Origin of the sequence: Chlorogloeopsis sp. ULAP02, from assembly GCF_038404745.2 — a bacterium.
Lineage (GTDB): Bacteria > Cyanobacteriota > Cyanobacteriia > Cyanobacteriales > Nostocaceae > Chlorogloeopsis.
This window is the reverse complement of record NZ_JAYKTT020000066.1, coordinates 103,563-126,861: the sequence shown is the minus strand read 5'-3', so window position 1 is coordinate 126,861 and position 23,299 is coordinate 103,563. Positions and strand designations below refer to the sequence as shown.

At 41.5% G+C, this 23,299-nt stretch carries 23 protein-coding genes, 1 pseudogene and 1 riboswitch; of the genes and pseudogenes, 14 read left to right on the top strand and 10 right to left on the bottom strand.

Annotated features, from left to right (window positions below; translation table 11 throughout):
- The 4 genes from U2718_RS22655 to U2718_RS22640 all read left to right on the top strand — a co-directional run.
- On the top strand, positions 1–705 hold a 705-nt coding region (locus tag U2718_RS22655), incomplete at its 5' end, for a glycosyltransferase family 2 protein (protein ID WP_411813352.1).
- A gap of 39 nt (positions 706–744) precedes the next feature.
- Positions 745–873, top strand: coding sequence for a hypothetical protein (locus U2718_RS22650; protein ID WP_342002434.1), 129 nt, complete (start codon positions 745–747; stop codon positions 871–873).
- 25 nt (positions 874–898) lie between these two features.
- Positions 899–1,897 (top strand): glycosyltransferase family 9 protein, encoded by a 999-nt coding sequence (locus U2718_RS22645; RefSeq protein WP_342002433.1) that lies wholly within the window; start codon positions 899–901, stop codon positions 1,895–1,897.
- A gap of 167 nt (positions 1,898–2,064) precedes the next feature.
- Complete coding sequence (locus U2718_RS22640) at positions 2,065–3,114, top strand: glycosyltransferase family 9 protein (protein ID WP_342002432.1); 1,050 nt, start codon at positions 2,065–2,067, stop codon at positions 3,112–3,114.
- Here U2718_RS22640 and U2718_RS22635 read toward each other — a convergent pair.
- The gene (locus tag U2718_RS22635) at positions 3,111–3,938 is read right to left on the bottom strand and encodes an MBL fold metallo-hydrolase (RefSeq protein WP_342002431.1); all 828 of its coding nucleotides are present in this window, start codon (positions 3,936–3,938) and stop codon (positions 3,111–3,113) included. The two genes, U2718_RS22640 and U2718_RS22635, sit on opposite strands and share 4 nt — an antisense overlap.
- Before the next feature lie 349 nt (positions 3,939–4,287).
- Between U2718_RS22635 and U2718_RS22630 the strand changes: the two genes are divergently transcribed.
- Positions 4,288–5,529: a glycosyltransferase gene (locus U2718_RS22630; RefSeq protein WP_342002430.1), complete on the top strand. Its 1,242-nt coding sequence runs from the start codon at positions 4,288–4,290 to the stop codon at positions 5,527–5,529.
- 129 nt (positions 5,530–5,658) lie between these two features.
- Here the strand turns inward: U2718_RS22630 and U2718_RS22625 are convergent, their stop codons facing one another.
- Positions 5,659–6,141: a hypothetical protein gene (locus U2718_RS22625; RefSeq protein WP_342002429.1), complete on the bottom strand. Its 483-nt coding sequence runs from the start codon at positions 6,139–6,141 to the stop codon at positions 5,659–5,661.
- 71 nt (positions 6,142–6,212) lie between these two features.
- Between U2718_RS22625 and U2718_RS22620 the strand changes: the two genes are divergently transcribed.
- From U2718_RS22620 to U2718_RS22610, 3 genes are all read left to right on the top strand, one after another.
- Entirely contained in the window at positions 6,213–6,806 is a 594-nt protein-coding gene (locus tag U2718_RS22620; protein WP_342002428.1) for a TetR/AcrR family transcriptional regulator, read from the top strand.
- Positions 6,807–7,014: 208 nt separating this feature from the next.
- On the top strand, positions 7,015–7,752 hold the full coding sequence (locus tag U2718_RS22615) for an SDR family oxidoreductase (protein ID WP_342002427.1): 738 nt from the start codon (positions 7,015–7,017) through the stop codon (positions 7,750–7,752).
- On the top strand, positions 7,746–8,258 hold the full coding sequence (locus U2718_RS22610; RefSeq protein WP_342002426.1) for a thioesterase family protein: 513 nt from the start codon (positions 7,746–7,748) through the stop codon (positions 8,256–8,258). Before U2718_RS22615 ends, U2718_RS22610 begins: the two co-directional genes overlap by 7 nt.
- Positions 8,259–8,263: 5 nt before the next feature.
- On the opposite strand, the gene U2718_RS22605 is transcribed toward U2718_RS22610, so the two are convergent.
- On the bottom strand, positions 8,264–8,461 hold the full coding sequence (locus tag U2718_RS22605; RefSeq protein ID WP_342002425.1) for a hypothetical protein: 198 nt from the start codon (positions 8,459–8,461) through the stop codon (positions 8,264–8,266).
- A 368-nt stretch (positions 8,462–8,829) separates the two neighbouring features.
- Here U2718_RS22605 and U2718_RS22600 point away from each other — a divergent pair, with 368 nt between their 5' ends.
- On the top strand, positions 8,830–9,915 hold the full coding sequence (locus tag U2718_RS22600) for an ATP-dependent 6-phosphofructokinase (RefSeq protein WP_342002424.1): 1,086 nt from the start codon (positions 8,830–8,832) through the stop codon (positions 9,913–9,915).
- An 85-nt stretch (positions 9,916–10,000) separates the two neighbouring features.
- A riboswitch (Fluoride riboswitch) is annotated at positions 10,001–10,163 on the top strand.
- Positions 10,164–10,247: 84 nt separating this feature from the next.
- Positions 10,248–11,891, top strand: coding sequence for a cation:proton antiporter (locus tag U2718_RS22595; protein ID WP_342002423.1), 1,644 nt, complete (start codon positions 10,248–10,250; stop codon positions 11,889–11,891).
- A 575-nt stretch (positions 11,892–12,466) separates the two neighbouring features.
- Here the strand turns inward: U2718_RS22595 and folB are convergent.
- Positions 12,467–12,835 carry a dihydroneopterin aldolase gene (folB, locus tag U2718_RS22590; RefSeq protein ID WP_342002422.1) on the bottom strand — a complete coding sequence of 123 codons (369 nt, stop codon included), beginning with the start codon at positions 12,833–12,835 and terminating at the stop codon, positions 12,467–12,469.
- 138 nt (positions 12,836–12,973) lie between these two features.
- A complete protein-coding gene (locus U2718_RS22585) occupies positions 12,974–14,275 on the bottom strand; it encodes a serine hydrolase (RefSeq protein ID WP_342002421.1) in 1,302 nt (433 codons plus the stop codon).
- A 525-nt stretch (positions 14,276–14,800) separates the two neighbouring features.
- On the opposite strand from U2718_RS22585, the pseudogene U2718_RS22580 reads away from it, so the two are divergent.
- Positions 14,801–15,165 (top strand): annotated as a pseudogene (locus U2718_RS22580) (hypothetical protein); the annotation flags it as partial.
- 304 nt (positions 15,166–15,469) lie between these two features.
- Here the strand turns inward: U2718_RS22580 and U2718_RS22575 are convergent.
- Positions 15,470–16,207, bottom strand: a complete 738-nt coding sequence (locus U2718_RS22575; protein WP_342002420.1) for a 2-phosphosulfolactate phosphatase family protein — start codon at positions 16,205–16,207, stop codon at positions 15,470–15,472.
- Between the two features lie 74 nt (positions 16,208–16,281).
- Positions 16,282–16,452 (bottom strand): hypothetical protein, encoded by a 171-nt coding sequence (locus tag U2718_RS22570; protein WP_342002419.1) that lies wholly within the window; start codon positions 16,450–16,452, stop codon positions 16,282–16,284.
- Between the two features lie 258 nt (positions 16,453–16,710).
- Here U2718_RS22570 and U2718_RS22565 point away from each other — a divergent pair, with 258 nt between their 5' ends.
- Both U2718_RS22565 and U2718_RS22560 read left to right on the top strand, forming a co-directional pair.
- Positions 16,711–17,925 (top strand): ABC transporter substrate-binding protein, encoded by a 1,215-nt coding sequence (locus U2718_RS22565; protein ID WP_342002418.1) that lies wholly within the window; start codon positions 16,711–16,713, stop codon positions 17,923–17,925.
- A gap of 7 nt (positions 17,926–17,932) precedes the next feature.
- The gene (locus U2718_RS22560) at positions 17,933–18,883 is read left to right on the top strand and encodes a branched-chain amino acid ABC transporter permease (protein ID WP_342002417.1); all 951 of its coding nucleotides are present in this window, start codon (positions 17,933–17,935) and stop codon (positions 18,881–18,883) included.
- On the opposite strand, the gene U2718_RS22555 is transcribed toward U2718_RS22560, so the two are convergent.
- The 3 genes from U2718_RS22555 to U2718_RS22545 all read right to left on the bottom strand — a co-directional run bounded on the left by U2718_RS22555 (position 18,880) and on the right by U2718_RS22545 (position 22,042).
- Positions 18,880–20,055: an ATP-binding protein gene (locus U2718_RS22555; protein ID WP_342002416.1), complete on the bottom strand. Its 1,176-nt coding sequence runs from the start codon at positions 20,053–20,055 to the stop codon at positions 18,880–18,882. The genes U2718_RS22560 and U2718_RS22555 overlap by 4 nt on opposite strands.
- 520 nt (positions 20,056–20,575) lie before the next feature.
- Entirely contained in the window at positions 20,576–21,439 is an 864-nt protein-coding gene (locus U2718_RS22550; protein WP_342002415.1) for an FAD-binding domain-containing protein, read from the bottom strand.
- Between the two features lie 27 nt (positions 21,440–21,466).
- A complete protein-coding gene (locus U2718_RS22545) occupies positions 21,467–22,042 on the bottom strand; it encodes a Yip1 family protein (RefSeq protein ID WP_342002414.1) in 576 nt (191 codons plus the stop codon).
- A gap of 211 nt (positions 22,043–22,253) precedes the next feature.
- Between U2718_RS22545 and U2718_RS22540 the strand changes: the two genes are divergently transcribed.
- On the top strand, positions 22,254–23,264 hold the full coding sequence (locus U2718_RS22540; RefSeq protein ID WP_342002413.1) for a hypothetical protein: 1,011 nt from the start codon (positions 22,254–22,256) through the stop codon (positions 23,262–23,264).
- Positions 23,265–23,299: the final 35 nt, after the last annotated feature.

Here is a 23,299-nt window from a genome sequence, read left to right as displayed (position 1 = left end):
CGTAGACGCGTTAGCGGCTTGCCGCAGGCTACCACAAAGAACACAAAGGACGCGAAGAAATATCTAGTAATGACAGTCGATATTCTGATTCCCACCTATAATCGTCCAACTGCCTTGGCTGTAACTCTCACGAGTTTGATAGCCCAAACTTATCGTGGCTTTCGTGTTATTATTTCCGATCAAACTGAAGATAGTAACCCAGCAGAAAGTGGTGAAGTTCAAGCGGTGTTAAGGGTGCTGCGCGCTCACGGTCATAATGTGGAAGTTCATAAACATTTGCCTCGTCAGGGTATTGCAGAACAGCGACAGTTTTTGCTGGAGCAAGCCACTGCTCCCTATGTGCTTTTTCTTGACGATGACTTGATTTTAGAACCTTATGTAGTTGAACGAATGCTCGCAGCGATTAAAGAAGAAAGCTGTGGCTTCGTTGGCAGTGCAGTGATCGGACTCAGCTTTATTGATAATGTCCGCCCACAGGAGCAAAAAATAGAGTTGTGGGAAGGGCGAGTGCAGCCAGAGATTGTTAAACCAGAAACCCCGGAATGGGAACGCTGGCGTTTGCATAATGCTGCTAATCTTTATCACGTTCAGCAACAGTTGGGTTTAACACCGAAGCAACAACGCAAGTACCATGTTGCTTCGGTGGGTGGTTGTGTCATCTATGATACTGCCAAACTTCGTAGTATAGGCGGCTATTCTTTTTAGCGAGAACTTCCCCCAGAACATTGTGGTGAAGATGTTTTGGTGCAAAAGCGACTAATGGCGTTACATGGTGGCTGCGGAATTATTCCTTCTGGTGTTTACCATCAAGAGTTGCCAACGACAATTGTCAACCGTGATGTACCTGCGGATAAATACGTATATAGAAAGTAGATAAGTGTAAAAATTAAAATTTATTATGCGTAAAATTTTATTCGTAGAATTATTAGGTGGAATTGGCGATGTGTTAATTGCTCTCGGTGCCATACAAGCACTTTCGCGTTCTGATCCAACAGCTGAACTTACAGTTTTAACTTTCCCACCCGGAGGTGAACTATTAGAAACCGATCGCCTCATTCATCGAGTTGTTTATGCTGAACCAGGTAAAGCAAAACAATCGGCTATTGAGTTATTAACTCGTGAAAAATTTGATTTGATTGTCTCAGATACGAACTACGACGATATTGATGTAGAGACGCGAAATTTTGCGTGTCTAAGTGGTGCATCACAGGTAGTGACGAATTTATGGCGACAACCTCCACAAGATGAACGAGTAGGCGATCGCTTTCTCCAAATCCTCCTCTCAGAAGGCTTAATTAAAAAAGATGCAGTTAAACCAGCCCAAGTCCACCTCACCCCAACAGAACTAAACAAAGCACAAAAGCTATTTCATCATCTGCGTCGTCCCCTTGTATTTTTCTGTTCAGATGCGGGGATGGCTATCAAGCGTTGGTCAGAAGTTAATTTTATTACTTTAGGTAAAATTTTACAGCAGCGTTGGGGCGCAACTGTAATTGTTCCAGTCGGTTCCAATCTCAATCAGTCAACAAACATTGTGGAAGGAATTGGTAAAGAAGCGCAGATTTTACCCCGTGGTAAGTTACGGGATTTAGCAGCTGCTTTAGCTTGTGCTGATTTAGTAGTAGCATCTGATACTGGCCCCGCTCGGATTGCTGCGGCGCTGAATGTGCCAACAATTACTTTATTTGGCCCTTCTTGGCACGGGCGCTACGGTCAGCCGCCACCTCATGTCAATTTGCAAGGCTATCCGGAATGCCCAGAACGTAATATCAGTAATTTTACTGTACAGGAGTGTTGGTATAGTGGCATATGCCCTCTAGATAAAGGTTGGCAAAGTTGTATGGAAGAAATTTCGGTTGATGAGGTTTTAGCTGTTGTGGAGAAGTTTTTGAACTAACCGCAGAGAACGCAGAGAACACAGAGATGGAGATGGGGAGCTTCAGAGGCAGGGGAGCAGAGGAGAACAACTAACCACTGTACGGGCGGGTTTAAAAGATAAATTATCATTTTGAACGGCAAGATTAGCAACAAAACCCACCCCTACTATCCACTAACAAATGACCAATGACTAACATCTTAGTGATGCGCCTCGATAATATTGGTGATGTGATTATGACGAGTCCGGCTTTACGGGCGATTAAGGAAAATTTGCCTGACTGTCGTTTGACGTTGATGGCAAGTCCAGGTGGCGCACAGGCGGCTACGTTACTACCTTGGGTGGATGAAGTATTGCCGTGGCGGGTTCTTTGGCAAGATTTGGGAAAGTTAGATTTCAACCCAGAACGGGAGTGGGAATTAATCAGGACTTTACAAGCCGGCAAGTTTGACGCGGCGATTATTTTTACCAGCTTTAGCCAGAGTCCTCATCCAGCTGCTTTTGTATGTTATTTGGCTGGTATACCTTTGCGAATGGGAGAGTCTAAGGAATTTGGACAGGGTGTATTAACATTAGAGCTTCCAGCCGCACCAGATGAAATCCATCAAGTAGAGAGAAATTTACGACTGATTGAGGCTGCTGGTTTTGAAGTGATTGACCGTAATCTTTGTATCCAAATTCCAGAAACTGCACAAAAAGAAGCTTTGGCTTTACTACTTGGAAGTAGTGAATATCAAAATTCCCAATTTCCCCCCTATCTGTTACTAAATCCCTGGACAAGCTGCCAATCACGCAATTACGACTCACAACGCTTTGCGATCGCTGCCTTACAATTAGCGAAAGCAACACAAATGCCTGTAGTAATAACAGGTGTAGAAAAAGACTGCGACAAAAGCGCATCTTTATTAGCTATTTTGGGTGACTATGCCATCAATCTAATTGGCAAAACAACTCTACCTCAACTTGCAGCACTAATCGCCAATGCCAAACTAGTGCTAACTAACAATACCTCAACTATGCATATAGCTGATGCTACTCGCACACCTACTGTTGTGATGTTTGCCGGAACTGAACTTGAGTCACAATGGCAACCGCGCAACGGTTATTCTCGTTTGTTGCGTCGTCCTACTGTATGTAGTCCGTGCTATGCCTTTAGGTGTCCCTACAATTTGGAATGTCTAGATATCTCACCCGAAGAAGTGGTCGTAACAGGATTAGAACTGCTTAAATTTGACTAGAGTTTGTCAGCAAACGTCTTGAATTCAATGGCATCATGACTGCAAAAGAGGCGCACATCACCACTGTGTGAGAGCGATAACGCACGTAACCGTTCTTGATTGTAGAGCCGAGCCTTGCGATCTACTTCCATCAACCATTGGTAAGCAGCTAAACCTGGAGTACAGCGTGGTTTGGGGGTGTTCATTTCATGCCGATAAAAGTAGGCATCGCCCGCATGTAGGAGCCAACCTTCTGGTGTTTCGATGGCAATGCCAGCATGACCGTGTGTATGACCAGCGAGGGGTATCAGGAGAATCTCAGGTGGCAGTCCATCAAGATTGCGTACTGCCTCGAAACCGAACCAAGGTTCGCCCCCTGACGAATAATACTTCCATTGTTTCACTTCATCCCACTGACCTGGGCGATAACGTTGCGATGAGATGAAACCACGCCTTTTCTGTGCTGTTTCAATTTCAGACTGCATTATATGCACGGTTGCCTCTGGGAAATCCTCTAATCCACCCGCATGATCGAAATCAAGGTGGGTAAGCACTATGTGGCGTACATCACTTGGGTTAAAGCCAAGCTGCTTAATCAGAGCAAGGGCTGTGTATTTTTGTTCAAACTGGATGCGATTCAAATTCATAAAGAACGGGCTGAGTCTTGATAATGGTGCTTTGACATCACGCTCTCCAAAGCCAGTATCGATGAGAACTAGTCCCTGATTTGTCTCAACAAGCAGACAGTGGCAGACAAGGCTGGCTGTTAGCCCGCGACTAAAGCCATCGAAGAGCGCTCCGCCAATCGGACACATACAACCGCAATTGAGATGATGAATACGCATGAATATTTCTCCCTTGCATCAATCTCTCTTAAAGACAAAAGAATAGGGAAAATCTTCATACTTTGGTGTGAAAAAATTTAGAGATTGCAAATATTAAATTATGCTTTAGGGGTTGCTGAATAAGAGTATGAATCATAATTTGGCGTTGCTGATTCCAAGTATGAATTTATCTCACGCAGAGGCGCAGAGTCGCAGAGTCGCAGAGAGTAAGAGTTTTAAAAATGCCTGATTCTTAAATTTCGTACCTCAATTCAGTAATGCCCATAATTTTATTGACTTTTGTGTGAGGCTAAAAAACAATTCATACTCAAATTTAGTAATGCTATATTTTGAGCATTTTTAACTACCTATGACTCATGTTGCTATTATTGCTGGTGCTTACAAGCCTAAACATTGTGGTGTCGCTCACTACACTTCACGTTTGCGTTTTGCTCTACAAAAGCTCGATATTGAATCTGTTATTCTCACTACACATACAGCTGCTATGCAGGCAAATGAACTCAATATAAAAGGTGTGGTAAAAGATTGGCGATTTGCTGATTTGATGTCTTTGGTGCAAGCAGTAAATTCAATTGATGTTGACATCCTACATATCCAACACGCAGCAGGAACTTATGGATTTGAACGTGCTATCTTTTTGTTACCATTACTTCTAAAAACTACGGGCTACAGTCAGCCAATAGTTACAACTGTACATGAGTATGGCTGGTGGGAATGGCAACCAAAGTATCTAGCGCCACAATTCGTGGAATGGTTAAAAATGTGGGGGCAAAATCGCGGTTGGTGGGATAGAGAAAATGGATTTTTACTAACTTTAAGTAATGCAATTATTACAACCAACTCTGAAGCAGAAGCAGTAATTCACAAACGCTTACCACAGCTTAAGGAACGTATATTTAATATCCCGATCGCCGCAAATGTTGAGTGTCAACCTATTGACAAAACTACAGCACGTCAGCAATTGCGTAAAATCTGCCACTGGAGTTCAGATACTGTTGTTATTGTCTTTTTTGGTTTTCTCCATCCAGTTAAAGGCTTAGAAACACTCTTAAGTGCATTCCAAAAAGTGCTGACAATTCACCCCCAAGCACGACTATTACTAGTTGGTGGTGTGGAAACTTTAGCTTTGCTTGGGGAAGAGGCAAAACGCTACTGGGATAAACTTCACGCTCTAGCAAGAGAGTTGAATGTAAGCAACAAAGTGCATTTTACTGGATATCTGGATGCTGAAACTGCCTCACAATATCTAGCTGGTGCCGATGTAGGAGTGTTGCCTTTCAACCACGGAATAACAATGAAAAGTGGTTCACTCTTAACTTTGTTAGCTCATAATTTGCCAGTAATTGCCACAGAACATTCTATGCCTTTACCAGATGACATGAGGGTGCAGCTAGTGCCTCCTCGTAATATAGATGCCTTGGCAGATGCACTTTGCCAACTATTGAATGATCCTGAGCAATGTAGGTATTTAGGTGAAACTGGCAGTACTTTTGTAGAACAATTTAGTTGGTTAAGTATAGCGCGATCGCACCTCCAAATTTACCAACAACTCTTAAAAAACAAGACAGTAGGCAGGAGACAAACGGCATAAGCAAAGAGGATTTGAATTGTTTGTTCTACTCATAACAAATGAGCGATCGCCTCCGGCTAATGCAATCGCATTTGTCGCTATCCGTGCATCGCACAATCGCCTCAACCTGGAATTTTTTCGGTATATCGCTTATTCTTCACCCTTGAGATTCCCGCTTTGACTGATCAAGTAGTCCCAGATGCGACGGATTTGTTGATTGTTCTCACTCACAAGCTGCATAGTTTCAGTGGTAGAAGTTTTTACCAGTTCTGCTAACTGATCTACACTTTGCTCTAATTTGTTAAGAGTAACAGCATTTTGCAGAGATTGTTCTGCGAGACGAGCTAATATCTCATCATGTCGAGCCACGCTCTCAACGGTGCTAGTGGCTATCTGTGCCACCTGTGTCATGAGCGGAGACAACTGATTGAGCATTTCAGCATGAGTTTGCAGCATCCGCTCAATTCGGTCAAGCCTATCCTGTCGTCCGTTCTGAGTCATGGTATCCTCTTGCCGTAATTGGCGGTGTGGGGAATTTGTTGTAAATTTTTTCTCAATATTTTGCACAATTGTATAACGCGATCGCACCCATATGGTAAGAGAGAACGGGGAATAGGGAATAGGGAACAACACATCAAATACTTGACTATAAACTGTCCATCAAGTTAAATTAATTAAGACCAATCGGTCGCAAACAAATTGAGATGTCTAAAGGCGAACAAACAAAAGAAAAAATTCTCCAGTTAGCAGCCGAATTGTTTAATCAACAGGGGTATGCAGGTTCGTCTATTTCAGATATCATGCGTGTGACAGGATTGCAGAAAGGAGGTATCTACAACCACTTTCAGAGCAAAGATGAATTGGCACTCATGGCTTTTGATTATGCGATCGCTCAAATGAGACAGCTTCATAGAACTGCATTACGAAGCAAGCGTCATGCTATCGAGCGTTTACAAGCAATCGTTGATGTATATTACACCTTAATAGAAAATCCACCTATTAAAGGAGGGTGTCCTTTACTCAACACAGCGATTGAGAGTGATGATGCTCATCCAGCTTTACGCGATCGTGCTCAACAAGCGATGAATTCATGGCGTGATATGGTTTGTCGAATTATTCAAAAAGGAATTGAAAAAGGTGAAATTCATCCGACAGTGGATGCTGATGAAGTTGCAACTATTATGATTGCGACATTAGAAGGCGGTGTGATGATGAGTAAGTTATATGGAGATGCAATTTATATCACAAGATTAATCAAGCACTTAAATAATTACATTGCAACCCAATTGTCAATTTAATTAGGTTAGTACAAATAAAGTTAACTAGGTTGTCATTAGTCATTGGTAGGGGTGAGTTTATTTAGATATTTCGTTATCCTAGAGAGATTGTTGTTAAAACCCGCCCATACTTTTATTCTTGCCTATCTAGACATATCAAACCTCTTTTTTTGAGCAAAAACAGACCGTTCGGTCTTAAAAATTTGATATTAGTAAATGGAGGAAAGCTATGAGTGATTTTCGTAATCAAGTAGCTCTGGTAACTGGAGCATCACGAGGAATTGGCGCAAGTATTGCCCGGATGTTAGCTGAGGGTGGAGCTGACGTAGTAATTAACTACCACAGCAAAAGTCATCGCGCTCTTGAAGTAGCCAATGTTGTTCGTGCTCATGGTTGCCAAGCCCTTCTTGCTCAAGCAGACATCACTAACGAGAGCGAAATGAAGGAGATGATGAATTTAGTAGAAAAGCAATTTGGTAAGCTGAATCTCCTCATTCTCAACGCTAGCGGTGGAATGGAGAAAGATAAGGCTGCTGACTATGCTATGCAGCTCAACCTGACTGCCCAGTTGCGTGCCGTTGATATGTCAATACCACTCATGCCAGCAGGTGGACGTATTGTTTTCGTCACCAGCCACTTGGCTCATTTTTATAGTCAAAAGCCTGTCTATCCAATATATGAAACAGTGGCAAAGAGCAAAAAAGCAGGTGAGGAAGCTTTGCGTGCGCGTATACCACAACTGGCAGCCAAAGGCATAAAGTTAGTTGTAGTTAGTGGTGATTTAATTGAGGGTACTATTACTCCGAAACTAATGCAGCGACAAGATCCGAATTTGATAGAATCTCGTCGCAAATCCGCAGGTTTTCTACCTACTGTTGAAGATTTTGCCCGTGTAATTGTTAATGCTGCCCGCGATCGCAATTTAGAGAGTGGGGCTACCATTTTCGTGGGAAGTACTGAATGGTAAATTGCCTCGACATACTAGCAACTATTGAGAAGAAATTTTTTGCAATTAATTGGGAAAATGAGGGAATATTTATGATGGGCGATCGCACTTTACAAAGACCATTAGAAGTAGAACTTGCAATACCTGTAAAAACATACGACATTGATTTTGTTGGCATCGTTCACAATAGTGTTTACATCCGATGGTTAGAGGATTTACGCATCAAGCTTTTAGATGAACACTTACCACTTGCTCAACCTTTAAAAGCAGGATTTTGCCCTATCATTGCTGGAACTGAAATTGAATATAAACGTCCGATTAAACTTTTTGACCAAGTTATTGGACGCTTGTGGTTAAGTAATTTAAGTAGGTTGAAATGGACTGTCAAAGCAGAAATTTTATCTAATCATGAATTAGCAGCAATAGCGATGCAAAAGGGTGCTTTTATCAATTTACAAAATGGTCGCCCAATTCCAATTCCAGAAGAATTACATCAAAAATATTGTGAATATCAACAAGTTGAATAAAATATTTAAGTAAAAGGCAATAGACGCGTAGCGGCTACTTGCACCAAGTCGCTGCGCGCAAGAGCGTAGGTAGGCAGAAGGTAAAAGACTGTTTGTAATAGTTTTTCGGCTGCCAATCTCACCTTCGCGACTCTGGCTGCTCCTGCTGTATTACCACCAGAACACCCCAGTAAACCCAGTCCTTTGCAGGAATTGCCACCCAAAATGGCAGCTGAAATTAGTGCCTTTCGTGAAACTCCTGCTGGCGCATACGTGCTGCGTCTTTACCGCGATCGCTCACATCTTGCTCCCACTGTTTGATCGCGATTTTTGTAAGGTGGGCAATGCTTAAGGTTGACTCAAAATCTTATGTTTACATTCTAGGCAATGCCCAACGCCAGTTCGCACAACGGGGGGAAACCCCCGCAAGCGACTGGCTCCCCTACGGTTATTGAGAGAGTACAAGATATCAGCTCGCTAAAGTTTCCCCCTTTACTCCAACCATATTTTAATTTACTAACTTAGGTTAATTTACACTCTCGACGTTGCATCATATATTGTGCAACGCCGACGTTTGAAATATAAAAAACATATGGGAGAATGTAAGCGAATAGGCATTCTTACTAGTGGAGGAGATTGCTCTGGTTTAAATGCAGCGATCAGAGCCGTAGTCCACTGTGCTTGTGGAAAAGGTTGGGAAGTACTAGGAATTCGTCAAGCAACTTTGGGCTTAATGGCACGCCCACCGCAATTCACAAAACTAGAAATCGACCAAGTAGATCCGCTGTTAACTTCTGGTGGGACAATGTTAGGAACCACTAATAAAGGCGATCCTTTTGCTTTTCCTATGGCTGATGGCAGTGTATGCGATCGCTCAGAAGAAATTATTGCAGGTTATCATCAACTAGGTTTAGATGCTTTGATTGGAATTGGTGGCGATGGTAGCTTGGCTATTCTCCGTCGCTTGGCACAACAAGGCGGCATTAATTTAGTAGCTATTCCCAAAACCATTGATAATGATATTGGCATTACTGAACATGCCATTGGTTTTGATACGGCAGTTAATATCGCTACAGAAGCACTTGATCGCTTACATTTTACTGCTGCTTCTCACAGTCGAGTCATCATTTTAGAAGTGATGGGGCGTGATGCAGGGCATATTGCCATTGCAGCGGGAATTGCTGGAGGAGCAGACGTGATTTTAATTCCAGAAATTCCCTACAGGATTGACCACATTTGCGACAAAATTAAACAGCGTCAAGACAAAGGCAAAAACTATTGTTTAATTATAGTTTCTGAGGCAGTTCGTACTCAAGAAGGCGAAACTGTCACAATGACAAATCGCTTGGGACAATCTCGATATGGTGGTATTAGTCAATACCTAGCTGATCAAATTAGTGATTGTATAGGCGCAGAAACACGAGTTACAGTCTTAGGACACATCCAAAGGGGTGGTACAGCTTCACCATTGGATCGGTTAGTGGCAGCTGCTTTTGGTGTAGCAGCAGTAAATCTCATAGAAAATGGTAAATATGACTACATGGTTACCTGGCAAAATCGCCAGGTAATGACTGTACCCATTGCTGAAGCGATCGCTCAATATCGAGCTGTCAATCCAGAGGATACTTTAGTGAAAACTGCTTGTGGTTTGGGTATTTATTTGGGAGATTTGCATTAAGCTCTGAAGAAACAAGGCAGATGGCAGAGGGCAGAAGGAAAAATGATTTGACTGTTTGTTTTAAAGTACAAGGTGTGAGGTAAAGTAATAATCAGGCGATGGAGCTCGCCATAACCGCCTTTACCAATGCGTGGATTTTGGATTAAAGCCATTAATTAATAGGCTATTCCAGAATTTTGAAACAAGATTCCCGTGTGCCAATTTGGTATTAAATATTTGAGAGAAAGGCTGATGGCTCCTACTTTTCCGACTTGCTATGGAAGAGTAGGGCTATTTGCTTTTTACTTCCGCTAGCAAGTCACGCTGCCCATCTATGATTTTGTTGCTGCGTGATGTTAGAAAGCATTCTTTGGATTTTACTTGCAGGTTTTTTTGTCGGACAAATTACTCGACGGTTGAAAGCACCCGCACTTGTGGGCATGGTTTTGGTTGGAATTATACTGGGGCCACAAGTTACCGATACGATTAGCCCTGATGTGCTTGCAGCCTCTGCTCCTTTGCGAGCGATCGCTGTGATGATCATCTTGATGAAGGCTGGTTTAGGGTTAGATAGAGAAAAACTCTTACAGCAAGGAACAGTAGCACTGCGATTAGGATTTTTACCCGCGGCGTGCGAGGCTGTATTTGTTGCCCTGGCTACCATGTGGATTTTTAAGTTCGACTTTCTTACTGGATTGCTACTGGGTTGTATTATTGGGGCAGAGTCACCTGCGGTGATTGTGCCAGCAATGCTGCGATTAAAAAGCTTGGGTTGGGGAGTTACTAAAGGGATTCCTGATGCAATTCTTACCGGCAGCGCTTTGTCAGATGTGCTGCTACTGTTGGTATTTAACTTATTATTGAGCTTTCTAGCACAGGAAGCAGATGGAGGAGTCACATTACCTTTTGGCATTACCTTGAGTGCGATTCAACTCCTTCCCCTTCAGATAATTTGCCAGATTCTGATGGGAGTCGTTCTCGGTTTGGTAACAGCACGACTATTGGTAGTGTTGCTAGCAAAACAGAACTGGACTCAAAATGCAGTACAAGATACTCTAGTTACAGCAAATTTTGCCTTGTTACTGGTAGTTTTGGCAGAAAAATTTCCTTTCTTTTCTGGCTATCTAGCAGCGATGGCAACGGGATTTTTCTTGATTGAACTCGATGCTCCTTTAGCACGGCGCTTACGTTCAGGTTTTGATAGCTTGTGGATTGTAGCAGAGATTTTTTTGTTTGTGCTCTTAGGCGCAAGCATTCAACTACAAGTGTTAGAACAAACTCTACTTCCAGGATTGCTGATTATAGCGTTTGGGACATTGCTAGGACGTGCTTTAGGATGGTATTTATCTACCTTAGGCAGTAACTGGAACTGGCGAGAGCGGTTATTTTTGCTACCGGGTAACTCTGCTAAAGCCACCGTGCAAGCAGCGATTGGTGCAATTCCCCTAGCACAAGGAATTCAGGGTGGAGAGATAATTTTGGCAATTGCAGCCTTATCTATTCTGGTGACTGCACCTTTGGGAGCCTGGGCTATTCCTACCTTTGCACCAAAACTGCTAGAGCGAGGTGAAGTCGATCCAACCAAAGTAGCGATCGCTCGTCGTATTGTCATATTGGCTGCTGTTGATACCTCTGCTTTAGCTAATCAAGTATTGACTAAAGCCGCTGATCTTGCCCGTCGTAGTGATGCCGAAGTGATTGTATTACATATCATTCGCACCAATGATCCTCATGGAGTAGAACATCTGCGAGAAAAAACTCAACGACTTTTAGCAGACATTCGCTACAAGTTTCTTGCGATTACAGGCTCAATTCCAGAGGAAATTATCCGTGTTGCTCAGAACTATCAAGTTGCTGATATTGTCATTGGTAAGCGAGGGCATCAGCCTTGGGATGAGGTGCTGGTGGGTTCTGTATCCCAGGCGGTATTGGAATCCAGCCCCATTCCTGTGATCTTAGTTGAGGATGAGCGCATATCTGTTCGAGATAGTGAATAATACTTGTTATGCTGCAAAATCCTGTAATTCGTAACCCTGTTGCAATTAGTCTCGCGTTATGAAAGTTCAGGCAGAATATAGCTGGGGGACATTAACTAACATTACTAAAATCATAACTGCATAGAAAAAAGCCAGTACGAGGAACTCCACTGGCTATAAGAAACGCAATACAGGATAGTGCTTTAGAGAGTGATGATATGAGAATAAGAATTCCATATAGTCTGTTGTCTTGTAAAGTCAGATGCAACTTTCATGCAACAAGATTTGACGTTCTGAATTGTCTTATTTAAAAACATAGAAAAATTAGGATTGTTCCGTTCTAGCCAAAAATTATATACGACTCATATTTGATTTTTGAAAAACACGTAGAATATATGCTCGCGGAGCGTAACGCACCGTTTTCAAGGGTTAGATGCGTGAGACTAGAGTCATAACACAATGGCAGTTTTGCGGGAAGAAGATCTACACCGCAAACTTCTTCCCCTACAAATACTCAATTTTTTTCAGTAATCAAACCGGATTGCTATATTGCTTCCATACAACTGAATTAATATGCTCAGAAAGAAAATATGAATTTACATATGAGGCTTTGTTCTCGTCACTTCAATGCTAATTTTGCCATCAAAATCAGGAATGGGTGCAGCGGGTTTACTTAGAATGACTTGAACTTGAGTAAGTTGCTCGCACTCTTGTAAAATAGTGTCTGCAATTGTACTTACTAATCGTTCGATTAAAGCAAATTTAGATGTCTTGATCAAATCTTTCACCAAAGTAATCGTTCGGCGGTAGTCTACAGTGTCTGCGATCGCATCACTTTTTGCAGCGGGGTTTAGATCTAGCCATAACTTTACATCTACCTCAAACCATTGTCCTAAAACTTGTTCTTCTGGCAAATACCCAGTGTAGCCATAGGCACGAATACCCGTTACATGAATACAGTCCATAATCTGGGTTAGTATTTAGTGTTGCATTTGAGTCGCTGTGGAGTATCTCACAAAGGCAATGGGGAACAGGTAACGAGCATAGAGCAATGTCCAATTTCCAATTCCCGATGCCCCTACATCATACCTTACCAGTGGTGTTCACTTGGGTAGTTGAGTGAGCCTTGAATGCTCTAAATATCCGTAAACCAAACGAGAAACTTGGCTAATAAAAGACTTGGCTCTTGCATCACCAAAAGGTCTTCGTACCATAATTCCTGCTAGATAACGTTTACCTGTTGGCATCTGAACAATACCTGCATCCCCAAGAATTATACCTAAAGTTCCTGTTTTGTGAGAAATTACTGCCCCTTTACCAAGCCCTTTTGGCAATAAACTCCTGTTTTGAACACGACTCATGATATCCAAAACTTTAGAGCGACTATTATTACTCAGCAACTGATCGTTAGTAATTAATGCCGACAAACGCACTAAATCTTTAGCACTAGTTGTATTGGTTCCTTTAAAATCACCAAGTAGATTGCGGATGATAGTATTTTGCAATCCCCAAGTGCGAAACCGCTGATTTAATTTAGCTTTACCACCCAAGCGATCAATAATCATGTTGGTAGCGGTATTGTCGCTGATGGTAATCATTTTGGTTGCAGTTTCCAAAAGACTAAATTTGCTTCCTGGGCGTTTATAACGCATCGTTCCTGAACCTCCTGTCATCAAGTCGCGCCGCATGACTAAAGAGTCGTTCAGCTTCACTCTGCCAGCATCTATTTCCTGAAACAAAGCAATCAAAATGGGAAACTTAATTGTGCTAGCTGCCGGAAATATTTTCTCTCCATTTATATCTAAATAATTACCTGTTTCTAAATCCAAAAAAAACATTCCTGGCTGGAGGTAACTATAACGAGCCATCAATGCTTTTACTTGAGAATTTAGCTGTGATATTTCCTTGCCTAAAGAAACAACTCCAGCAAAGGTTGAATTATCACCAATCAAGATAGGAGTTTGTTCTTCTGTAGATTTGGTATAGGAAACAGGAGCAAGAGAAGTATTAACTGCTACACGTTCAATGGACGAAAATTGTACTACCCAGTGGGAGGAAGAATCTCCTTTAATCAATAATTTGTCAGGAGCAACCGTATAACCAGGTGCTAATTCAACTACGATTCTGGTTGTTTTAGAGTCAACTTTGCCAATGCGGATCTCCCGAATTGTGGAACTAAAACGTTGACGGATGGTATCGCTTTTTAAATGAGTACCCGGTAAGTCAATTACCAGTCGGGTTGGATTATTAATTAAAAAAGCTTTAGGTTTCACTCCAGAGTCAGTAGTTAAGTTCAGCTGATTCTGACTCGGATCAAAGCGCCAAGATTCTAAGCGGGCTGCTTTTGCTGGAGAAGATAAAAGTAAGATACTGATTACACTAAGTAAAAAAAACCGTAGCTTCATCCGTGTTATTTCTGGGCTATGATAAAATTTGCTTGCACACCTTTTCAGGTGTATCCCAGTATATCCGGAAAAATAACCGTGTTTTCCGAAATAACCTAAGTTTGATTGGAAAACATTTTAACCGCTTTTTAAGTAATTGTATTCAGACGTTGAATAAATAGAATAGTTCCGCGTTAACAATACTAAGTACCTAAACAAAATTAATTACACATTTTTTTTGCTGTTCCTCCGAACCTCTGAGTCTCGCTCCGCGGAGACGCCCGGAGGGCGGTGAGGGGATCGTAGTCTTGGACGCCACGTGCTTTATGCCGGGGAACTCGTCCACCGCAGTGCCTCCGCTTCCCATCAGGGTATGCGAACCCCCGTACTCCTACTCTACGAGAAGGGCTACACCCAACAGAGAACCCGCAGGGTATCCGAAGAGCTTCTCGCAGAGTGGAGCTAACGCTAACGGAGGAAACCTCCGCATCCTTATGGGAAGATGCTAGCTAACGCAACGCCTGACGGCGAACGCGTCTACAGAGTTCTCTCCGTAAATATAGTAATACTAAAAATGTATCTGAAACTCAGGTTAATTTGAATTTTGCTCAACCAACTCTCAAGGCTAGTCAGGAAGTCAAGTTGAAATTTGATTTAAAAGACGCTACTAATAATCAACCCGTCAAAGACTTACAGCCGTATTAGGAGAAAAAGCACATTTAGTTATTATCAAAAGTTCATCGCCTTTGACAGAATCGGATTATATTCATGCTCATGCCCTCAAAGATTCTCCAGAAGGACAGGTAAATTTTTTCACTAGTTTTCCTCAACCAGGTACATATAAACTTTGGATACAATTTAATCGTAAAGGAAAAGTGAACACGACTGATTTCTGGGTCAATGTTGAATAACATTGATTTTATGGAAAAGTGAAAATTGAATTTTAAGGAAGAACTCAGAACATAGAACTCAGAATGCAATTAATGAAAAGAACTCGACGAATGTAATTCGCTGCTGCACAAGACTTGTCCATATGCATGGACTAATCAAAAATAACCTGCACACCTGCTGGTTTGTCTTGTCTGAGTGTAGATATTTTCTGGGCGGCTTCCCGTAAGAGTGGCAGTATGCCCTGAGAATTTCCCTCCTCATATTGCAACTGGCTTCAGGATGTTCAGAGTTCTTTAGTTGATAAAACAGAATTGTTTACTTAGATTAATAGTACCTTTTTAAAACTCCTGGTTCTTGCTGCATGGGCAAAACATCTAAAATATCGGCTTGGGAACAATATTTTAAGTCTTCATGACAATTTAATCGCAACAAGCGTTTGCCATGACTAGCATGGTGGAAAAGTCCCAATAAATTGTCTTGCCACTGAGAGTAAAGAGCGATCGCATTGATTACTTCATCGTTACCGGCGATTTCATCGGGTGACAATTGAGTTTTTTGGCAAATACTGTGAGCGATCGCACCAGCACAAGCAGTATCTTCTAGAGAAAAATTGCCTTCCCAACCAGAACCGACAATCCATACTGTCTCTGGCTGAATTTCCAGAAGATACTTCACTACAGCGCTACGGTTAATAAATGCTGCTGCCAAAACAGACTGGGCATCCTGTACTCGCTGTAAAGTACGAGTGCCATTAGTAGTACTGATAAATAAGCGCCGTCCTCTGACAATATCTGGCGTACAGTCTAAAGGGGAGTTACCCATGTCAAAGCCAGGAACTTTTGCGCCTCCTCGTTCTCCCGCTCGTAGCCGTTTTTCAATCGGCCAAGATTCGCTAACTTGCATGAGATGATCTAGATCGCTGAAGACTTGAACAGCCTCGCCTCCCGCTGCTAACACTGTCGCCATTGTGGTAGTGGCTCGCAGTACATCGACTGCGATCGCACATTCTGGCACTTTACCCGTTGGAGTTAATTCCGGAGTGTGATATACAAATAGCTTCACGCGCTGGATATACCTGATTTATACTGCCGAGATCACATTCACTCTAATTGATATGCACTCTGTCAAGTGCTAACTCATTGATAATTTCTTTGAACAGCATTTTGACTACTTTGCTTACAAGGGCGATCGCTCTTGCGGTACTGTTGTCGCGGCGGCTCCGTCGCCAGCAAAAACCACAGAGGATGTTTTGCCCCTGCCTTCTTGCGATCACACCAGACGTATGTGTTGATTGACAGCTTTTTCAAAAGCTAAATATTTACTAAGGTTTTGGTAAAAATCAATCGTGTCAGATTAATAAATCCTAGCCAAAGTAAAAGCTTGTAAAGTTGCCATATAAATTAACAACTGTATGCAACAAAACGGTTGCGATCGCCTGCTACACTACTGAGTTAATTTCACTGAAGTAAAATCTGAAAGATAAAAAATAAAAAATGCCAATTTCAGATTAATATACCAAATTTTTACCTGTATATGCTCAAATAAATATGATTAAAGGAGTGTTTATGAAAAAACTTACTGCTCGGACAACCGCATTATTTGCTTCTTATGCTGTCTTGCTTACAGCTTGTGGAGGCACTGCTAGTAATACTAGTACCAACACCTCAGCAAGCCAAGGCGTATCTGGTTCTATTCCCATCGGTATTGCTGTTGCACAGACTAGCAATGTAGCATTACTCGGTCAAGAACAGGTGACTGGGGCAAAAATTGCTGAGAAATATTTTAACGCTCAAGGTGGTATTAACGGAACACCAATCAAATTAATGTTCCAAGATGCTGGTGGTGACGAAAACAGTGCTATTAACGCTTTTCAAACATTGATTAATAAAGATAAGGTTGTAGGTATTGTTGGCCCGACTTTATCACAACAAGCCTTTAGCGCCGATCCGATCGCCGAGCGTGCTAGAGTACCAGTAGTTGGCCCCTCAAATACTGCTAATGGTGTTCCAGAAATTGGAGATTATGTTGCGCGTGTATCTGCACCAATTTCTGTAGTTGCCCCGAATGCTGTCAAGGCAGCGCTCAAACAGAACCCTAACATTCAGAAAGTCGCAGTTTTCTATGCCCAAAATGATGCATATAGTAAATCTGAAACAGAGATTTTTCAAAAAACAGTCAAAGATTCGGGACTGGATTTAGTAACAGTACAAAAGTTTCAAACTACGGATACAGATTTTCAAGCTCAAGCCACTAATGCATTAAATTTAAAACCAGATTTAGTAATTATTTCTGGTTTAGCTGCTGATGGTGGAAACTTAGTTCGGCAATTACGAGAATTAGGTTATAAAGGCATAATTATTGGCGGTAATGGATTGAATACTTCTAATGTGTTTAAAGTGTGTAAGAATTTTTGTGATGGTGTGATGATTGCCCAAGCCTATAGCCCTGAACAACCTGGGGAAATTAACAAAGCATTTCGCCAAGCTTATCTACAGCAATATAAAACAGAACCACCACAATTTAGTGCTCAAGCTTTTACAGCTGTGCAGGTATATATAGATGCTCTCAAATCTCTAGATAAAAAAACAAAAATTAGCACTCTTCCGCTCAATCAAGTCCGAACAGAGTTAAACAAAGAGTTGTTAGCAGGAAAGTATAATACTCCATTGGGTGAAATTGCTTTTACACCAGAAGGTGAAGTTATTCAAAAAGAATTTTATATCGCCCAAATCAAAATGCAGCAGAATGGCAATGATGGTAAGTTTGCATATTTAAAATAGTTGCAATATGGATATATCTCTAATTTTGCAACAGTTTTTAAACGGGTTATCTATTGGTAGCGTCTATGCTATTTTTGCTTTAGGATACACCCTGGTTTACTCAATTCTGGGCATTATTAATTTAGCTCATGGTGCAATTTTCACCCTGGGTGCATATTTTACCTATGCGCTGATGGGTGGTAGGTTTGGATTTAATGGCTTGTTAGCAAATGCTGTACTACCCATACAATTACCATTTGCTTTGGCTTTAATTGTGGGAAGCATTCTCGCAGGAATAGTTGGAGTAGTAGTAGAACGAATTGCTTTTCTACCTTTGCGCCAGCGTGGTTCCGATCCCTTGCTAACAGTGGTTTCTAGCTTGGGTGTTGGAGTTGTGATTGTCAATTTAATTCAGTATTTGGTAGGTGCAGAAAGTTATACTTATCCTGCTGATACTTACGGCAATTTACCACCTGCGATTAACTTTGGTAGCCCAGATAGTCCAATTCCTATTCGCACCGTGCAGGTAGTAATTTTTCTGGTTTCAATGGTGTTTGTCGCCATTCTTACCTACTTTATTAGCCGCACAAAATACGGTAAGGCAATGCAAGCGATCGCTGAAGATACAACTACCGCCAGTTTGTTGGGAATTAACAGCGATCGCTTTATCGTGCTGACATTTTTTATCAGTAGTTTTTTAGCTGGATTGGCGGGTACTTTAGTTGCCTCCAGTGTTAGCATAGCAGGGCCGTATTTCGGCATTGCTTTTGGGCTGCGAGGGTTAGCAGTGATTGTTTTGGGTGGTTTAGGCAGCATTCCCGGTGCCGTATTAGGAGGTTTACTCATCGGATTGGTGGAGGCATTTGTTCCAGCCGAATACTCAGGTTACAAAGATGCTGTTGCCTTCGGTATTCTATTCATTATGCTTTTAGTTCGACCCCAAGGTTTATTGGGACGACGATTAATTCAAAAAGTTTAATGTAATGGCAGGGTAACTGTTACCGTTGTGCCAACACTTTCCTCACTTTCTACTTGAATGTAACCCCGATGTAGATCCACGCACCTTCTGACAATTGCAAGTCCCAATCCTGTACCTGAAATTTTACCCACATTACTACCACGGAAGAAAGTTTCAAATAGATGGATTTGGTCTTTTTCGGGAATACCTATTCCGTTATCTTTGATCTGAAATATTGCCATGTGATCTTGGCAAGTCAAATGAAAATAAATAGTACTTCTGGCAGGAGAATATTTAATAGCATTAGAAAGTAAGTTGTTTAAAATTGAACATAGCAATTCTTCATCCATTTCTGCTTCAAAAAATTTTCCGGACGAAGTAAATTCAATATTATGATTCTTTCCTTCACTGAATTGAATACTTTCTACAATTTCGGAACAGAAATTTATTAAATTTAAATGAGTAAGTTGTAATTGAAATTTGCTGACTTCGTTTTTACTTAGAAATAATACCTCATCTAAAAGCTTAAGCATTTGTTTCAAAGCATTTTCTATTCGTCTAAAAAATTGCTCTCTCCATTCTTGTGTTAGTTTATCACTAGCTTGAAGTAAATCTAAAGATGTGCAAATAGTACTCATGGGGGTGCGAAACTCGTGAGAAATCATTGCCACAAAATCTGATTTGAGTTTGTTAAGTTCCTGTTCTTTTAATAATGCTTCACGGGTACGTTGCTCACTTTTCCTTAGCTGTTTGAGAATTTCTGCTCGTTCGATGGCATAACGAATCGCACGCGGCAAACTTTGAATTGTAATCTCGTCTTTAACAAGATAATCCTGCGCACCTTCTGCCATTGCTTGCAGTGCCATCTTCTCATCATTCAACCCTGTTAGCACCACAACTGGAATATCCGGCACAGCTATCCGAAATTCTTTTAACGTGTCTAGCCCTATAGAATCAGGTAGGCTCAAATCTAACAATACGACGTCAATACTATTATGATTTAATCTCAATGGAGAAGAATTATCACAGCTATGAATAGCTTGTCCAGTGCAAACATCGATCGCCTCACTTAATTGCTCTACATTTACTATTTCCCATTCTTGTTGATGGGCGCGAATAAATAATTTTTGTAATAGTTCAGCGTCTAAGGGGTTATCTTCTACGAGAAGAACTGTAATTTGTATCTTTTCCATAGAAAAGAATTTACAGGCTAATCCTGTTATTTGAACAAAAATCTATAATGATTTGCTATTTTTTCAATAAGTCCTGACAATGATAAGTTTAAGCAGTTTGGTTGTAGAACTACAACTATTACTTAAAAATTTTACCCTACTTTATAATTTAGATAATTTTTGAAAATCTACCAATGGGATGTTTTTAAATTAACGCTTAGTACCTGGACATATATTATTTTTTTTACTCTTAGCAGAGTATTTTCATACATAAAAACTATAAGTTTAACTGCTAATTTTCTCAATAACTTTCTATTGCAAGATAAGCAAAGTCAAACAGGCTCTATGGCTAGCTTTGGTATCTAAGTTGTGTGTCTACTAAACTCTAATCCGCTATCAAAAGTTGGATTGAGTGTACAGAAGATTTCACGACACTCAGATAACAAATCGTAAATAAATATATAAGAGATTGATGAGCAATGTCCATCTTGTAGACAACAGCTGGAGCGATCGCACGAGTTGTAGGATTTTTCAACTGTCTTTAACGCCGTTTCTTTCCCTTTTGCCAGCTTTGGCTATTGTGTTTTTTCACAAATTCACCTTTGGGAAATAGCCGCTGTTCTAATTGTTCATAGCTGCCTTCAAAATCACATTCTCCGTAGAGGGGGCATTGTTTACAGTAAACACTGGCAGTATAGCGCTCTAAGTTCTCGCGGTTGAAGTAATAGGGTTTGTGACTCAAGGTGCTAGCTACCCATTGCCAGGAAAGATTGTTACTAGCAGGATCGCCATCTAAAAGATGTTCGAGAAACCATTTAGCTCCAGCTTGCCAGCGAATGCGCCGCCAATGGATGATGTAAGCTGCCAGCCACATCCGAGCGTGATTGTGAAGATAGCCTGTTTCTTTGAGTTGCTTGCTAAAACTGTCAATGCAAACTCTGCCTGTTGTACCCTGTTTGATATCGTCTGATAAATCAGTTGATAAATCAGTTGTGTATTCGTTGGCAGTATAACCTGTTTTATATTCTTCTTGGTCTTGCCAAATCCTATCTCCCAACTTCGCATACAGCCTTTGCCAATAGTCGCGCCAACCTAACTCGTTAATTAATTTGGTTGCATCGTCTAGGTTTTGAACGTGATCAAGGGCATACTCTCGAATTTCCCGTAAACTAAGAACTCCATAGCGAATGTAGGGAGAAAGCTGGGTTACCGCGCCTGTAAAAAAATTACGTGTTTTACTGTAGCGTTCTGGATCTACTTTTTGCAGTGCTTTTTGAGCAGCTTTGCGCCCACCCACAGTTTCGCTAATGCGATCGCTACGTTCAGCAGCTTGGGGGAATTGTTCACGCAAATAAGCTACCAACTCATCGCGGTTGGCAAACTCGCGTTGCATATCTTGACTCATGTTGCACCAAATGAGTTGGACAAACCTTTAACTTGACAATTTTACCAATTCTTGCTGCAAAATTTGCACAGAACCGATCGCAATTTGAATCAACGGCCAACCCACCAAACAGATAAACATAGCTCGACGAGTGCTAATATCTAATCCTTGGCGCACTGCTATAATTACCGCCAAAAGGCTCCATACTGCCAATATTAACTCTATCGGTCTTCCCAACAAAGGAATTAAAGTCAAAAAATTTAGCACTTGCGGCGCATAGGCAAAGCCAATCGGACTTAATAAATCGCCGTAGGTTGGATCGATGGGCTTGAGCCACTGTCCGATTTTCCAAATTGTCAACGTCCAAAAATAGTATCCCGCTACAACAGCGATCGCATCAATCAACAGCCCTACCAACAAGGCAAAAATCGTAGCCCGATTGATTAATAAAATCACCCCAGTACCGATGGCATGAGAGACGGCAGCCAAAATTACAATAGTCAGGGCTAATCTTCGATTGTGAGCAGTGTTGTGAGCATTTTCGTAGAAGTCGGCATTCAGAACTAAAGCGTACTTAAGAGTGCTACACAACCCTCGCTTTGACTTTTTGTGATTTCCGCTCATTTTTCTTGCTAGACTCCCACGGACAATTGCCCACAACGCTCGTCATGAAAACCTCTCTTCCCTAGCCTCTAGTTCCTAGTCCCTAGCCTAAGCGCCTCTAGCTAAAGAGAGTTGAAGAACTCAAAAAAAGGAAGTTTAATAAGCTACAACAAGCTAACACGTACTTCCTTAAAAGTATTTTATTTTTGAAAATGTAAAAAATTTATTTCAAATGCTGAAGTTTATAGGATTGATACTGCTAAAGCTGCAAGGTGAAACTTTAAAACTGTTGATTTTAGCAGGAGTAATACTTCTAGTTTGGGGAACCTTTGCTCCTGTTGGAACCTTAGTGTGGTGGTTGAGTCAAAGCGCTGAAAGTTTGGGGTTAAAGAGTAACCAGAACAAGAAATTATTATCAGGCGATCGCTCCAACACAGCTACTGAGTCTGCAAATATAGATTGTTATATTATTTACCTATCTGGAGTGGGAGATTTTTCTGCCAATCAACTAACTCCGGGTGAGGAAATTTTTCTGAATAGGTTGGTGCAACTTCATCCTAACTGTGTTGCCGTTTCGGATGTGTTTCCCTATTCTGCTGCAAATGAGAGTTTAGGCGGACAAAGGTTACTGGCTCCTTTATGGCGTGCTGCCGAAAATGCTGATGGTTGGCTCGCCAATGCAGATATTATCATTAAAATTCGCAATCTTTGGCGATTTGCGATTTCTGCCGACGATCGCTATGGCGAGGTTTATAACTTGGGAATTGCCAACGCAATTATTGATCGCATGAATGCCGCCCATCCCATCCCCAAATACCCAAAAGAACGCTTGAAGGTAATTTTGATTGGCACTAGTGGTGGAGTACAAGTTGCTCTGGGCGCAGCTTCCTATTTGGATCAATGGCTAAATGCTCGATTGATTGTAGTATCTGTTGGTGGTAGCTTTGATGGCGAAATTGGCTTTGAGTCTGTTGATCATGTTTACCATCTCCAAGGCAGTCGAGATTGGGTTGAGGACATAACCAGTATTGTATTTGCTTCACGCTGGCCTGTAACAGTAGCCTCACCTTTCAACCAAGCTCGTCAACTGGGACGTTATACTGTTGTAAATACAGGGCCTCATGCTCACGATGGTACTGAAGGTTACTTCGGTACAGCATTGGTAAGGGAAAGTCAAACCAAGTACGTAGAGCTAACTTTAAAAAAAGTGAATCAACTGCCAATTTGGTCTGAGCAAAGTTAAAGATAGTAGTGATAGAAAATTTACTGCTATATTTT

Bases quoted from the DNA above. Each gene is read 5' to 3' on its own strand.
- U2718_RS22635 (WP_342002431.1), bottom strand. From the start codon at position 3,938: ATGCGTATTCATCATCTCAATTGCGGTTGTATGTGTCCGATTGGCGGA.
- U2718_RS22610 (WP_342002426.1), top strand. From the start codon at position 7,746: ATGGTAAATTGCCTCGACATACTAGCAACTATTGAGAAGAAATTTTTT.
- U2718_RS22645 (WP_342002433.1), top strand. From the start codon at position 899: ATGCGTAAAATTTTATTCGTAGAATTATTAGGTGGAATTGGCGATGTG.
- U2718_RS22640 (WP_342002432.1), top strand. From the start codon at position 2,065: ATGACTAACATCTTAGTGATGCGCCTCGATAATATTGGTGATGTGATT.
- U2718_RS22555 (WP_342002416.1), bottom strand. From the start codon at position 20,055: ATGGAAAAGATACAAATTACAGTTCTTCTCGTAGAAGATAACCCCTTA.
- U2718_RS22615 (WP_342002427.1), top strand. From the start codon at position 7,015: ATGAGTGATTTTCGTAATCAAGTAGCTCTGGTAACTGGAGCATCACGA.
- U2718_RS22565 (WP_342002418.1), top strand. From the start codon at position 16,711: ATGAAAAAACTTACTGCTCGGACAACCGCATTATTTGCTTCTTATGCT.
- U2718_RS22600 (WP_342002424.1), top strand. From the start codon at position 8,830: ATGGGAGAATGTAAGCGAATAGGCATTCTTACTAGTGGAGGAGATTGC.
- U2718_RS22585 (WP_342002421.1), bottom strand. From the start codon at position 14,275: ATGAAGCTACGGTTTTTTTTACTTAGTGTAATCAGTATCTTACTTTTA.
- U2718_RS22550 (WP_342002415.1), bottom strand. From the start codon at position 21,439: ATGAGTCAAGATATGCAACGCGAGTTTGCCAACCGCGATGAGTTGGTA.
- U2718_RS22560 (WP_342002417.1), top strand. From the start codon at position 17,933: ATGGATATATCTCTAATTTTGCAACAGTTTTTAAACGGGTTATCTATT.
- U2718_RS22630 (WP_342002430.1), top strand. From the start codon at position 4,288: ATGACTCATGTTGCTATTATTGCTGGTGCTTACAAGCCTAAACATTGT.
- U2718_RS22545 (WP_342002414.1), bottom strand. From the start codon at position 22,042: ATGAGCGGAAATCACAAAAAGTCAAAGCGAGGGTTGTGTAGCACTCTT.
- U2718_RS22620 (WP_342002428.1), top strand. From the start codon at position 6,213: ATGTCTAAAGGCGAACAAACAAAAGAAAAAATTCTCCAGTTAGCAGCC.
- U2718_RS22595 (WP_342002423.1), top strand. From the start codon at position 10,248: ATGTTAGAAAGCATTCTTTGGATTTTACTTGCAGGTTTTTTTGTCGGA.
- U2718_RS22540 (WP_342002413.1), top strand. From the start codon at position 22,254: ATGCTGAAGTTTATAGGATTGATACTGCTAAAGCTGCAAGGTGAAACT.
- folB (WP_342002422.1), bottom strand. From the start codon at position 12,835: ATGGACTGTATTCATGTAACGGGTATTCGTGCCTATGGCTACACTGGG.